Origin of the sequence: Streptomyces sp. NPDC003300 (assembly GCF_040610915.1) — a bacterium.
In the GTDB taxonomy this organism is placed as follows: domain Bacteria; phylum Actinomycetota; class Actinomycetes; order Streptomycetales; family Streptomycetaceae; genus Actinacidiphila.
The window spans coordinates 41,934-55,336 of record NZ_JBEXNE010000017.1 but is presented as its reverse complement, the minus strand read 5'-3'; the positions used below and the strand labels follow the sequence as shown (position 1 = coordinate 55,336).

The following is a 13,403-nucleotide window of genomic DNA, read 5'->3' as shown; positions in this document are numbered from 1 at the left end:
GTCCTAGCGGCCAACTACAGCTGCATCACCCGGCCAAGCTGCACCTCGTCCAGCAGTTCTTCGGTGATGCGCTCCTCACCGCTGAGGATCGCGTACTGCGCCACCTGGCAGATGAGATGGGAGAGCGTCCGCATGTAACCGTGGCTGCGCTTGTGCAGGTAGGGCGACAGTTTCGTCAGGTCCTTCCGCTCATGCTGGAACAGCCGCAGGTTCTGGTCGAACCGGTCGACGATTGTCACGAATGTCCTAGTATTGTCCTCGCTGAAGCCGATCCTGCTGGTCCGCAGCTTCAGACTGTCGCTCCACGGCACTTCTCCGTCCTCGGGCGGGGTGTCGGTGTCGCGGAGCTGCGCGTCGACGATGACGTGCGCGTTGCGCCCGCACCAGACCACTGTGGCGCCGGTCTCCTCGCTGATGACGTCCAGGTACTGAAATGCCTGCTCGGCCTCGACGCGGCTGCGCACCGTTCGACGCCGTCGACCAGAACCAGCAGGGTGCGCGCATTGCGCATCGCGCGGATAACCGACTCTGTTGGATCCCCGCTCTCACGCTCCTGACCCATAAAGCGGGCAAACGCGCCGGCCCAGTTGCGTACATGGCCGCGCCCCGGCGGCGGAACAGTCAAGGCGACCACTGGGATCCGGTTCTCGTCCGGCCCGTATAACCGCATCAGCCGTCGATGCCAGTGCACGGCGATCGCGTCCATCAGCGTGGACTTGCCCGTGCCACGCGGCCCTCAATAACGATCATGACCTTGCCTCCGACGCGCTGCCGGTTTGCTCTGACGACCTCGGCAACCGCCAAAATCCCGGCATTGACAGCAGGCGTGATCACCGTGTGCATGTTCGCGCTATACAGCAGCCGCTGGTCGTTGTCGGCGACCTTGGTACCCGGTGGGGCGCAGTCCGCCAGATCCGGGATGGTCTGGCGCAGCTCGGCTCGTGCCCGCCAGGTGTGGCTGTCCTCTGGCCACATCGGCACCGGCGGTGTCAGGAGCATCTGCGCCGGCACCGTGGGGTTGCTGAGTGCCTGCAACTCCTTGCGCGTCAGGTCCGCCATCCTCGATTGCTCCCTCGGGTAGATGCGTACGGGATCCCAGCAGCCTGCGGCTGTTGGGATACGCCGCCGGTCACAGGAAATCCGGGTCGTCGTCAGCGTCGTCCTGCTGCTGATCGAGCTCCTCGATGATCCGCCGGTACCGGGCATCGAGATCCTCATCTGCTGCGGGAACATCTACTGCACCGGGCTGCGGTGCCTTCTGATCTTGCAGAGCAGCGTCCGGAGGCCGGGGCGGCTGCGCCCAGTCGACGTTCACCGCCGCGGAGGTGCGCCAGTAGAAGCCGACGTCGTCCAGTTCCAGCAGGTCGTCGTCTGGCAAGACTGCTTCGCCGGCGGCCAGCAGCTCCTCCACGTCCAGGCCGGCGTACGGGTCGAACTGCGGGACGGGCGCGGGGGCGGGGTGTGGGCGGTACCCATCGGGCACCGTCACCGGCCCGGAGCGGTCCGGGCCCCGTGCGGCGCGCTCCAGCAGATCGGCCAGCGCGTGCCCGATCGCCTCGTCGTTGCCGATGTCACCGCCGCGCTCGAGATGCTGGGAGACGGCGATGTCCCACAGGAACTGCGTGAACGGCACCTCGACCAGCCGCTGGTGCACCCACGGAGCCTCAACGAATTTGTTGGTGTGGTGATCGCGCAGCCACACCCGCGACAGGTCGTTGGGGGAGTACCGCAGCTCCCAGCCGTTGTGCTTCTTGCCCTGCAGCCCCGAGGGCTTCCTGCGGTACGGATTGAGTCCCTGCTCGGGATCGCGGGAAGGGTGGTCGTAGGTGCGGTTCTTGAAGCGGATGCCCTGCTCGCTCACCCCCACCCACGCGGTGGGCAGCAGCCGCAGGTAGTCGTCCTCGGTCAGCGGGATCGGCACGTAGCCCTCGGCTGCGACGCACGCCGCGTACATCTGGTTCGGCGTCAGCTCGGGCATGTAGGCGTCGAAGGGATCGACGAGCTCGGGGTGCGGTTTGTTCTGCCACTCCAATGCGATCCACTGCTGCAGCAGGTCGTCGAGCTCGGCCAGCGTCCACAGCTGCTTGCCGTCCACGCTCGTGCGCATCCGCATCGGCCGGTTGCCGGTGTAGGAGTTCACGTACTGGCTGAACCCCGACTTGATCGACAAGAACGCCCGCTCGACGATGGCCTTGTCCGAGCCGACGCCCTTGCGCGCGGTGCGCAGCGAGATCCCCAGGTATGCACACGCGTCGCGGAACGTCCTGCCCGCGAATACCTTGCCGTGGTCGATCACCACCAGATCCGGGATGATCACCGGCCGCGCCGCGGCGTGCGCGAACCGCGGATCGACCGCCACGAGCTCCTCATAGGGCAGGTCGGAGAACGAGGCGTGCACGGCCTGGTCGAACCCCGGCCGCATCGCAGCCGGCACCAGCGCCTGCGCCAGGACCTCGCAGGCGTCCACGGCCTTGGTCGCCCGCCCCTTGCGCCGCCGGCCGCGGACCAGACCCCCGCCGGAAGCCTTGCCGGGTTCCTTCCGCTGCTGCGGCTGCTTGGGCCGCAGCACTGCGGCGACGATGCTGCGGGTCGCCACACACACCGCGCCCGTCAGCTCCACCCGCGCCGGCCGCCCGTCATCGCCCAGCACCCACACGTCCAGGTCGGTCGAGTCGATCTGTACCAGCTCGCCGGGCATCGTGGCCGTCGTCACCGAGTACGGCGGCACCGCCCCGCCACCTGTCCGCAGCCGCCTGCCCCGGCCACTGGAGCCGGACAGGTCACGGGCATCGACCCCCAGCCGCTGCAGCAGCTTGTACAGCGTCGGCTCGGCCGGGACCTTCACACCATGCCCGTGTGTGGCCCGCACCAGCCGGCGCAGCTGCTTGAACATCTTCCGGGCATCACTAGGCGTATCCAGACGCTGCTGCTGGCGCTGCACCAGCGCCATCAGCGCGTCGACCACCCGCGGGTCGGTCAGCCCGAACTGGCGCCGCGCCTTGGTGCTGCGACCGTCCACCAACGACAAAGCAGTGCGCTGCTTGCAGTACTTCAACCGCTTGGCCTGCACGGTCTGCCAGGACACCGACCAGCCCAGCACCGCCCTGAGTTCAGCGGCCTTGGCCTGGTACCGCTCAATGAGCGTGGTGGTCGCCGGGTCGAACGCGGGCCTGGGCACCGACCCCGGCGCCGCCCCCAGTGCAAGGCCGGTGTCCACCTCGACAACCGCCTGCTCCCAGCGCCGCGCCGCTTCCGCCGCATCTCGCGGAATGCCTTCCATCATCGCGAAGTTCGGCAGCTCGCCGTTCACCAGCGGACGCCCGCCGACGTCGAGCATCGCGAAGTCCTCGGCCGCTGCCAGCACCGTCAACAGCACCGTCACCACCGGCGCATCCTCGCCCGTCGTGGGCGCCGCCAGAACGACCTTCACGCCGTCCAGATCGGCGACGACGTACTGCGCGCCGCGCCACCGCACCCGGTCCCCCCGCAGCAACGCACCGCGCGGCGCCGTACGCACCTCCACCGACGCCCGCCTCTGGTTCGCAGCCGCGGTCACCGGCCCTCCACCGCCAGCGGAACCCGCACGGCGTCTGGCTCACCCGCACCCAGCGGACCGATCAGCGAATCCGGACCCAGCGGGACACCCCAGTCGACCCCCAGCCGCCGATGCCAAAGCATGTGATGCAGCCGCGGCAACGCCAACATCCGAGGCACCCCGCAGGCATCCACGCCATCCATCAGCGGCCTCGGCACCGCGAAAGCACCGGCCAGCGCTGCCTCCACGAGCTCGTCACCGAACCTCGGATGCCTGCGCCGCGCCACCCACCGCAGATTCGCCACCGCCACCGCCCCAGGCAGCCGCGGAACAGCCAGATGCCATCCAGCTGCGGCGCACGCCCCACGCAGCACCGCAAGCTGCCGCTCGAACCTGTCACCCGGTCCCGTCTGCGGCGGGCACAGCACCGCCACCGTCGCCTGAGACGCAGTGCGCACGAAGAAGTCCGGCACCAGCCGCCGCTCCCGGCCGCCCTCGCGCCACACCAGCTGAGCCGACCATGCACTGAACTCCACCACACCCGGGTGGAAGTCCAGCAGCATCGCCGTCGCCAGGCGGTCCAGCGACCGGCACCCCACGTGCTTCCTTGTCGTCACCGCCCACCACCAGGTGACGATGCTGCGCTGGGAGACATGACGCGACGGCGCCCACACCTCACCGCGCTCCGTCAGCGACACCCCGGCCAGTTGTTCGACCGGCGTGGTACGCCGGATCTCGTGCCGGTCTTGATGTACGACCTGTAACTTCCGTGCCACCACGGCCCCTCGGATCGTTTGCGGCGCTCATGCAGAGCCCAGACCGCACGACCAGATCCATAGCATCACCGCCTTCGCCCGGCGAGCGCTGTCGGCGTTTTCCGAACGGTCTCGCGCAGCTCCTTCTGGTCGGTCGGTGAGGCGACACGCCCGCGACGGACCATGCGCCCAGTCCGGGGCGGTCGTCCGCCAGCGCGTGCCGGGGCGCAGGGCTCCAGAACTCAGACTCAATGCATGCGACGCTGGCTGCACTGGATCATGGCGCTGTCATCGCCGGACCGATTGCAGTGACACTCTCGGACTTGCGAACCCGATAGCAGCCGCCTCGAACGCTCCCGCACGACATCGATAAAGGAACCAGGCCAGCGCGTCCGCTCTGACCACAACGCATCTGCCGGATTCGCCTCATCGAGAATCGCGTCGGTCAGATCGGCGCCGCGCAGATCGGCATGGACCAAGATCGTGCGGCGCAGATCGGCGCAGACGAGACGCGCACAGGTCAGAGTCGCGTACGTCAGGTCTGCATCAGTCAGCTTCGCCTCGTCCAGATCGGCGTAGTACAGGTTTGCTCGAGTCAAGTCTGCGCTGGTCAGATTCGTGCGGAGGATTGTCGTCCGAGTCAAGTTCGCGCCCGTCAGTTTCGCGCGGGTCAAGTTCGCGCCGGATAGCTCCGAGGCGGTCAGATCCGCTCGGCGCAAGTCGACTCCGATCAGCTCTTCCTCACGCAGGCTCACGCCGAAGAGGTCTAAGCCGCCTACGTCCGCGTTGGCTTGCAAGATTGTTTCGGGAAGACCTGATCGCACCACCGTTGCGTCTTCCTGTTTGGTCCGGTGAGCCTGGTTGTGAGGCTGGGGGGAGTGCCTCATCCGGTGTGGTCGGGTTGGAGTTTGCGCCGTCGTCGTAGTTCGCGTTGGGCTTGGGCGCGGGCGCATTCGCGGGAGCAGTACTTGATGCCGCTGGTGCGGTGTTGGCCGTATTCGGCGCGGCCGCGCTGGCGGACGAACTGCCGGCCGCAGTTCTGGTTGGCGCATCGCCGTACGGAGGCGCCTTCGGCGAGGTGGTTGTACAGCTGCAGGAACGCGACAGAGTAGACGGTGAGGTGGCGGTCGGCGAGATCTCCGACGCCGATGCTGAACGGGCTCAGCGCCCTGTTCAACACGGTCTCCAGCGTGTTGATTCGGTCCTGGATGAGGAGGGCCTGCAGATCCTCGAGGGAGGGCGGCCATGGCGGCTCACGGTGCGGGTTCTGGACCTGGATACTGGTCAGATTCTCCTCGGTGATCTCCGGCCGGACCAGCTCTTCGAGACCGCCTTCGACCTGGCAGGCGAGCCATGTGGTGATCGCCTCCTGGGCGGTTTGCAGGTAGAGCCGGACCACGTCGTGGTGCACACCGAACGGGTAGGGCTGCTCGTCACCGCCGGCCTCCGGGACCGCTTGGAGGTCCTCGTAGTCGTCCTCGGCGTCCACGTAGAGATCGCTGTGGTCTGGATTGAACAGCGACCCGTAGGTCTGGAACATCTCAGCTGCGCCCTGGATGTCGTCGGGGGGCAGTTCCATGAGTTCACGCAGGTAGAAGTCCTCCGGCAACTGCACCAGGGGGCGTTCCTCGAGTACCGGAGTCCACAGGATCCAGTCGCCCTTGACCCGGACGTCCTCGATGCGGCGTCTGAGCGGGGGTGCTGGGATGGCAGTCCCCGGCCAGAGCGTGGGACGAAAACGTGGGTCAACGTATGCCGCCATGGCGCCAGCCTAGCGGGTACTGTCGTAGTACGGAACCACTAATTTTGGTACCACGACATGGTGTCAGGGGAGGGGCCTGGATGGCCGATTGGGCGGCGCGCAAGGTGATCGGGGACCAACACGAGCAACGGGTCATGGAAGAACTGCGAGCGCGGGGCTGGGAAGTCCATCCATTCGGCCAAGGCACCTACCCATCCGCGATCCAAGCCGCACTGCAGGCCACCAACTCCCCGCTACGCCACCTCCCTGACGTGATCGCCGCGCGCGGTACGACCGTGGTCACCATCGACGCCAAGACCTCTATGCGCAGCAGGGCTTCGGGCCGCTACGCGATCTCCACCAAGTGCCTGTTAGCGGGCCTGCAGTTCACCGGACTCAACGCCCCCGTGCCCTTGTACTACGTCTTCGGCGATCTCACCGTGCTCACCCCGGCCGATGTCATGCACCACAGCGGTCATGGCCAACTGCAGCCCAGCGGCTCCTACTACCTGGTCAGCACCCGCCAGGCGTACCGTTTCGACGACCTATTCGGCCGACCAGCCGAGGTAGGCCAACTCTCAGCGACGCACAGTCTCCGAAAGGCAGCAAGCTGAAGCCGCGGCGGGCTTGGGCAGTTGAGTGAGGACACAGATTCGGCGGTGCGCACTTGGGCGGAAACCCAGCGTCTCGTACTCGGAGCGCGGGACGAAGCCCGCCTGGCCTACGTCGCCGTCACCCGCGCCAGCAGCCTCCTCGACCTCGGCGGTGTGAAGTGCCGTTGCGATGCCAGCGCAGTGGTGTCATTACTGAGCCAGCGTCAGGTTGATGGCTTCGACCCTGTGAGCTGTGCCTCTGTAGTTGCGCTCGATGGCACGGCTGTGAGGTCACCAGTGGCAGGACGTGACATCTCTGCTGGGCAGCGTGGTGACACTTCCCATGTGGCCCTACGGGCGCGGTGGTTGGTGCCATCTTCGGCTGCGCGCGTTTGTGCAGGTGTGCACCCTCTGGTGTCGGGGGCCGGGGGAAGGACCGCGGGCGTAGTCCTATGTGGTGTTGCCGCAGATGAAAACCGGTAGGTGGCAGATGTGACGCGGCCGATACTGGTCTTCCAGGAGGTTCAGATGGGAATCGACCCGGCCGTGCTTGCTTGCATCGACGCGACAGCTGCTGAGTTCGCTTCTCTCCAGGAGCTGTTGCAGCGCTGGATCGAGCATGCCAACGCAGAGGCATGGCAAGGTCAGGCCGCAGCCGAAGCTGACGCGATATGGGCTGCCCTGTGTTTCCACGTCACGGAACGGGGAGGGCTGGCGGGGGACTTCATCGGCCGGGGCGCCGATCGGTGGCCTGCGAACCCTCAGGCCGTCTCGGACAGTGCCATGGAGACCTGGGCCGGTTATGCGGAGGCTGTGGGCCACCCCATGCTGCGTGCCCGCCTGCATCACCTGGTGTGGGAGGCGCGCAAGAGTTTCCCGCATGCCCGGAAGGCGATCGAAGACTACACGGAGGCTGTGCCCCGATTTCTGGGTATGGCGGACCGCTCCGCGGGGCGCTGCCGGGCCAGTGACTGCCTGTGCTTCGCGTACGACCTTGCGGTACGGCTGAGCGTGCGCGACCTGGAACTCACCACCAAGCAGGCCATGATCAGCTTTGTGTCTGAGCTTCTCGACGACTCCCAGGAAGCGGCGCCGGGCCTGGTCTTGGAGATCTTGAGGAAGCTGGTTGGCCGCCACGCCTCAGATGCTGCCGTGCAAGCACTCCTCAGCAGGGCCACCGGCATCCACGGAGGGGACGTTCCGGTGGTGGTGGAACTGCTGCAGCTGCGTATCGCGGGGACGCAAGACCCGCAAGAACGGACGGCACTGCAGCGACAGATCGTCGAAGCGCTGCTCACCGAAGCAGAACGGTTCACGGGCTTTGTCCGCGTGGACCGGCTCAACGCGGCAGCCACCGCAGCACGTGACTACGGTTTGGAGGACCTGTTCGATGACGCTCGGGTACGGATGCAGGCGATCGCTCCGGACCAACTCGGCATGGAAAGTTTCCACTTTGAGTTCCCTCTGCGGCGAGACGAGATCGAGGACTACTCCCAGAGGGTCCTTGGCCAGGCGCAGACCCTCGGGCAGGCCTTCAGCGCACTGGCCAGCCTGCCGGCCCCCTGCGGAACGCGGCAGGCTGCCCAGGAACATGCAAGGAGGCTGGCATCCGAGGGGTTGTTGTCCTCCTTCATCCCCAGCATCCGGATCAATGCCGCCGGCCCCGTTCCTGTGGCGGAGGCCCGAGTGCGCACGGCAGCGGACGACGAGAGCGAGTGGCACGTCACCGCAATGATGATCACCTCTGTCTACGTGCACCACCTCCTGGAGACGGTGGGAGACCGCTTCGACCCGACCACCGCCCAGCTTGCCCAGCTGTTCACGGCCGACCCCATCATCACGGGGATCCGCGCCACCAAGCTCGCGCGCGCCTTCCGCTACTACTGGAGCGGGGAGTACGACGCAGCCTTCGCGATCGCCCTGCCCCGGATCGAAGGAATCCTCCGGGAGACCCTGCGCTATCACCGCATTCCGATCATCCAGCCGCCACAGGGCGACAGCCGCGGCCGAGTGACCCTCCTGGCCACCCTCATCGACCGCGCGACCGACGCCGGCATGCACGCCGACTGGCAGGCTTTCCTGCGTCTCCTACTCGTCGACAGCGACGGAGGACTCAACCTCCGCAACAGCGAACTCCACGATCTATCCGACACGGAGACGGCCCCTCAGACGGTGGCACTCGTGCTCTTGGCTGCCCTGCATGTCACCGCACACGCTCATCAGGCGGCTGCACCCGCCTCCGGAATCTGAAGGGAGCAGTAGCCAGGCCGATGCTGTTGTGGGTGGCGGCGCGACAGGCCACGCTGGGGCAAGCGGGAATAAGCAAGGGCACCATGTCTCGGTACGGTGCGCAGGTGGAGAACTTGGAGACTTCGGACCGGATCGCACTGAGCGCAAGGCCGAGAGATGCTGCCTTAGGCTGACCTGACCAGGAGGTGCGGGACGCGGGCCCTCGTGCTGTTGGCTCGGTTCACTGGGTAAGGTCCGGGGATGTTCTATCCCGGATCTGAGCCGGAGCTTGTCGCCGGCATGAGCGAGGCTGGTCTGGCTGGCCATCAAAGACTGCTGATACAGGCGACGTTGAGAGCGATGCATCCCGGTGCGTATGCCACGCAGCACGCGGCGGCCGGGGGAGCAGCCGTACTCTCCCTCAGCCGCGCCGAAGCTGTGCTCCGATCCCGAGCCGGCGCGAGCGACAGCAAAGACGCCCAGCCGAACGAGAAGCTGGCCTACACGGTCATTGAGCGAACCCTAAAGTCAGTGCTAGCACTGGAGACTGTTGTAATCCCGGCCAAGCAGCCGCTCGCGGATATCCACGATCTGCTGGCAGACATGGTGCTCCGTGGCCGGAACGATCTCAAAGAGCCGTCCCGCTGCGGCGTTCTGGCTCATCAGCTGGCAGCGTTCGTACCCAAGATCGAGCGCATCGTTCTGGATCTCTTTCAGCAGGCCTGGGACACAGCAATGCCTGTGACGGCGGCCGAGCGCGCCATCGCCGAGGTCGCGAGTCTCGCCGTGTGGCGTGGACGAGACTATGAATGCCTGGTTGCGGATCTGCAGCGCTTCCTTCGGAAAGCGCCTTGCGGGCAGGGACTACTCTCGGTGCTGCGGCCAGCGCATCGCCAGATCCGGGTGGCTGCCGTCGTGGAGGGTGCCCGCACCTTGGCCGGGCTTGGCCAGCTGTTCGACGCCGACACCAATGTCCGGCAGTTTCCAATCGGCAAGAAGGCACCGGACGGCTGGAGCCAGGGGACCGCGAAGTTGAGGAAGTTCGCAGCGCTACACGGCCGTCACCCTGGCGAGGACCCACGGGAAGGGGAACGCGCTGCTGCTGCCGTCCTGTTGACCTTGTCCGTCATGGCACCTGACCGGGGCGTCGCCGTTCACCTGGCCAGGCGACGGATTGAAGAGGCGCTCGACACTTATGTCGCGGGCCACCGGCTTGCCGAACTGCGCCTGGCGCCCGAGACGTTGGTCTTCGAGGAGTCAGACGACCGCTCGCGTCGTTACACCTCTCGAGGGCCCACGGTCGACACTGCGTGGCCACTGACCAGGCACTGGCCTGCGGAAATCCGCGAATGCCTCCGCATGGCCCACATCGCACGTTCCACCTCCTCACCACTCACCAGCGCAGCCCTGTCCTGGGCCGCCATCGAAGCGGCCGGAATCCGTCACGGCTACAACGACAGTGCCGCTCATGTGGAACTCGCCCGCGCTCTCAGCCTTCAGGCAATGCGCCAGCAGCTGCTCAGTTCCCATCAGTGCGTGCGTCGTGTCGCCAGCGCGATCCATGGCGAGGTGACGGAGCGTGCGGCGGGGACCGGTCGTGCTGTGGAGGGCTTGGAGCGGCACCTCGCCAAGAAGGGCGCTCAGTCGGCCCTGGAACAGCAACTGCGGGAGGCGCGTGGCCGAGCGGCCACTGCCGAACTGGAGGCGGCAGACGCCGACAACCTGTATCTCCAGCCGCTGAACGAAATCGACCGAGCAGCCCCGGTCAACGGCCATGGCCTGCTGAGCGACCTCAATCGGTGGGCCGACTTGCTTGCCGAGCCACCCGGAGCCGCTCAGGAAGTGAAGATCGGCTCAGCAGCCCTGTCACGCCTGAGGACCGTCCTGCACGGCCTGCCCGCCTATGACATCGACGTCTGGCGAGCCCGCATGAGCAGCCCGAAGCAGTGCGCAGCATGGCTCAGGGACGCCGAAGAACGCTGCCGAGCTCAGCTCAGCTGGATGTACGTGCTGCGCAACACAGCACTGCACCAAGGGGTTTTCGCGTCGGTCGCGGACAGCCATGACGTTCATGGGGCCCGCGGAACTCTCGATCTCACACTGGAAGTGCTGGGTAACTGGTATGCGGTGGCCAGTTCGGCTCAACTTCCGGAAGCCACCTGGACAGCACACCGAGTGATCACCGAACTAGCAAAACGGCAGCAGGACGTGATCCGTCATCTCGAGGCAGACGCTGCCGTGGTGGGCCTGCAGTTCACACACCTGACCAGCCCCACATCGAACGGACACGACCGACTGTGACGTGAAAGACGGACAGATGAGGAAGGAAGGGAGTGTCTTTGCCTATTGGACGACCCGCACAGCGGACAGGGACTCGAACCCTGGTCTCTCCCAGGTGGGCCGGAGTGATTGCGAGTCACTACACCCGAAGTGACCGGCCCTGGAAAGAGCTTAGCGGAGGATCTGCTGGCTGAGGTTCTGGCTTCCTGTTGTGTGCTCGCCCTGCGGTAAGCGTCCGTTGGAGCGCCGGCGCGGACTCGGGCGCGGGCCGGCCGCTTGCCAGTGACGAAGATCGCGGCAGTCAGCTGCTAGGGCTTGTAGGCCGTGCTGCCTGACAGACGGTCCCGGGCCCACGCATCGCATCGATCGCGGTGCGCCTCGTGCTGATCAGCTACAGGCGTTCCTTCTGCGAGTGCGGTGAGGCTGGACAGCAGTGCCCCTCCCGCTAGTTGGTGCACGACTGGGGCGACGCTGGCTGCGGCGGCCGCGGTGACTGGGCCGCCGTGGGCGAGGGCGTTGCGGACCAGCCGCAGGCGGCCCAGGGTTCGCGTCCACCGGTTCTCCAGGTCCGTGTACCAGACGCGTACGCCGGCAGGGGTTGATATCCGGTGGGCTGCAGCAGCGGTCCGGCGATGCTGCAGGGTGTGCTCTGGGAGAGCTGCTGCCAAGGAGGGAAGTTCGACAGCTACCTGGGCCATGTCAGCGCGAGATTCCCAGTTTCGATGACGCAGCAGTTTGTCATGGATCGTGGTGATCGCTTCCTGTTCCTGCGGGCTCCACCCGTGGAGGTCATCGCGCGCATGCCACACCACATCGAACAGCTCGGATGTCATGGAGCGACGGATCCATGAGTTCTTGTGGAAGGCGTCGAGATATCCGTACCAGGTCTGGCCGTGCCCGCACACCGCCGTCGCCACGGTCTCCAGGATGCGCACATCCAGCAGTACTGACGCGTGCGGAGGCTGCACTCCCGAGGCCTTCCACCAGCCGATGGCATCGACTACACCGGACACGTTCGCAAGCCCGGAAGCCAGGTGCGGAGCTACGCGCGGTGCCATTTCGGACAGGCGCTTCGCAGTGATGTCCATCGGCCCGTAAGGCATCCGGGCGTCGATGTCCTCGTCGAGCAGACTGAAAACCTTCCAGCCGCAGGCACCATCGGCGACATGTATGTAGCCCTCGTAGAGCTCCCAGCCGTGCTGGTCTTCGGGGAATGTGGCTGCCAGAATCAACGACTGCACCAAGACTCGGGAGTCGGCCGGAGCGTCGGCCCTTGCTCCGGAACCCAAATCGACTCTGGCTATCACCACATCCTTCCCCTCGGGCAGCATCTCAGCGGGAAAGAAGCCGTCGTCGGCTCTTGTCTCGGCAGGGAGATCGCCCCTGAAGGGCCCGTCCTTGAGCAGGTTCCCGCGCAACCACTCGCTGTCGTACAACGTAACGGGCCCGTATTCCTAGACCATCCTGCTGATCGCTGCCCGTCTGAATGCGTGCCATACCACGTGATGGGCCGTGAGGGGCTGAGTCACCACCAGCCGCTCGCACAGATCAGCGCGTGCCTGTGGGCTCCAGCCGGCCGCACAACCCGCGATGTCTCTCCACGGTGCAGAGACATCGAGATCACCCAGCCGCAGCTGGGCCCCCTGTACGGACACTGCGTCATCGCGCATCACCCCGGACAACTGGCTGCACACCTGTTCGGCTCGCTGCTGTGAACGCTGCAACAACACGTACAGCAGTTTTCGGCACCCGTTGAGTGCGTCGAAGCCGACATCATCGCGTGCCGAGCCCACCAAGTCCTGCCACGCCGCGGGCAGCAACTGCCCACTATCAGCCTGCATGAGCAGCTCATCAGCCAGCCGCGCCGCCTTGGCGATGCGGTCTGTGGCGCTGGCGTTCGGTGGCGTCGACAGAGCGGAAAGGAGCTCGGAGAGACGAGGCTCCAACTGTGGTCGTACCGCCGGACCCAACTGGACAGCCGCATGCGTGAGATCGGAAATGGTCGCTTCCCAAGGCTGCCGCTGCTGCCCGGTGTAGGGACCGTCGCCAGCCCGCGCACGCAGCTGTTCCAGCGCCTCCGGCCAGGTCAGCTCCCTCTCCGCGGAGTGCAATCTGTTGCTCCGTAGGACCTGCGCCACCTCATCAGCCCACGTCCGTGTAGTGCGCACCTCACTCTTGCCCTCACCCATGGACTGCAGTCTGCCACCGCTGTGCAACAAGCGGCCCACTGCTGGCGGGTAGTGGATTGCGCACACCCTTGAAGGTGGTGT

At 66.2% G+C, this 13,403-nt stretch carries 11 protein-coding genes; 3 read left to right on the top strand and 8 right to left on the bottom strand.

Annotation, left to right across the window (positions count from 1 at the left end; all coding sequences use genetic code 11):
- Positions 1–14: 14 nt before the first annotated feature.
- The 6 genes from ABZX65_RS23760 to ABZX65_RS23735 all read right to left on the bottom strand — a co-directional run bounded on the left by ABZX65_RS23760 (position 15) and on the right by ABZX65_RS23735 (position 5,905).
- Complete coding sequence (locus ABZX65_RS23760) at positions 15–464, bottom strand: hypothetical protein (protein WP_355343377.1); 450 nt, start codon at positions 462–464, stop codon at positions 15–17.
- A 241-nt stretch (positions 465–705) separates the two neighbouring features.
- A complete protein-coding gene (locus ABZX65_RS23755; RefSeq protein WP_355343374.1) occupies positions 706–1,059 on the bottom strand; it encodes a hypothetical protein in 354 nt (117 codons plus the stop codon).
- Between the two features lie 70 nt (positions 1,060–1,129).
- A complete protein-coding gene (locus ABZX65_RS23750; protein ID WP_355343371.1) occupies positions 1,130–3,523 on the bottom strand; it encodes an integrase in 2,394 nt (797 codons plus the stop codon).
- A gap of 29 nt (positions 3,524–3,552) precedes the next feature.
- Positions 3,553–4,311, bottom strand: coding sequence for a TnsA-like heteromeric transposase endonuclease subunit (locus ABZX65_RS23745; protein WP_355343368.1), 759 nt, complete (start codon positions 4,309–4,311; stop codon positions 3,553–3,555).
- 227 nt (positions 4,312–4,538) lie between these two features.
- Positions 4,539–5,045 carry a pentapeptide repeat-containing protein gene (locus ABZX65_RS23740; protein WP_355343365.1) on the bottom strand — a complete coding sequence of 169 codons (507 nt, stop codon included), beginning with the start codon at positions 5,043–5,045 and terminating at the stop codon, positions 4,539–4,541.
- Positions 5,046–5,173: 128 nt separating this feature from the next.
- Entirely contained in the window at positions 5,174–5,905 is a 732-nt protein-coding gene (locus ABZX65_RS23735) for a hypothetical protein (RefSeq protein ID WP_355343362.1), read from the bottom strand.
- A 227-nt stretch (positions 5,906–6,132) separates the two neighbouring features.
- Here ABZX65_RS23735 and ABZX65_RS23730 point away from each other — a divergent pair, with 227 nt between their 5' ends.
- The 3 genes from ABZX65_RS23730 to ABZX65_RS23720 all read left to right on the top strand — a co-directional run bounded on the left by ABZX65_RS23730 (position 6,133) and on the right by ABZX65_RS23720 (position 11,154).
- The gene (locus ABZX65_RS23730) at positions 6,133–6,645 is read left to right on the top strand and encodes a hypothetical protein (RefSeq protein WP_355343359.1); all 513 of its coding nucleotides are present in this window, start codon (positions 6,133–6,135) and stop codon (positions 6,643–6,645) included.
- A 462-nt stretch (positions 6,646–7,107) separates the two neighbouring features.
- On the top strand, positions 7,108–8,874 hold the full coding sequence (locus tag ABZX65_RS23725) for a hypothetical protein (protein ID WP_124272249.1): 1,767 nt from the start codon (positions 7,108–7,110) through the stop codon (positions 8,872–8,874).
- Between the two features lie 240 nt (positions 8,875–9,114).
- Positions 9,115–11,154, top strand: a complete 2,040-nt coding sequence (locus ABZX65_RS23720; protein ID WP_355343356.1) for a hypothetical protein — start codon at positions 9,115–9,117, stop codon at positions 11,152–11,154.
- A 287-nt stretch (positions 11,155–11,441) separates the two neighbouring features.
- Here the strand turns inward: ABZX65_RS23720 and ABZX65_RS23715 are convergent, their stop codons facing one another.
- Positions 11,442–12,569 (bottom strand): hypothetical protein, encoded by a 1,128-nt coding sequence (locus ABZX65_RS23715; RefSeq protein ID WP_355343353.1) that lies wholly within the window; start codon positions 12,567–12,569, stop codon positions 11,442–11,444.
- Between the two features lie 18 nt (positions 12,570–12,587).
- On the bottom strand, positions 12,588–13,322 hold the full coding sequence (locus ABZX65_RS23710) for a hypothetical protein (protein ID WP_355343350.1): 735 nt from the start codon (positions 13,320–13,322) through the stop codon (positions 12,588–12,590).
- Positions 13,323–13,403 lie beyond the last annotated feature (81 nt).

Coding starts and splice junctions, on each gene's coding strand:
- ABZX65_RS23710 (WP_355343350.1), bottom strand. CDS start 13,322: ATGGGTGAGGGCAAGAGTGAGGTGCGCACTACACGGACGTGGGCTGAT.
- ABZX65_RS23720 (WP_355343356.1), top strand. CDS start 9,115: ATGTTCTATCCCGGATCTGAGCCGGAGCTTGTCGCCGGCATGAGCGAG.
- ABZX65_RS23755 (WP_355343374.1), bottom strand. CDS start 1,059: ATGGCGGACCTGACGCGCAAGGAGTTGCAGGCACTCAGCAACCCCACG.
- ABZX65_RS23730 (WP_355343359.1), top strand. CDS start 6,133: ATGGCCGATTGGGCGGCGCGCAAGGTGATCGGGGACCAACACGAGCAA.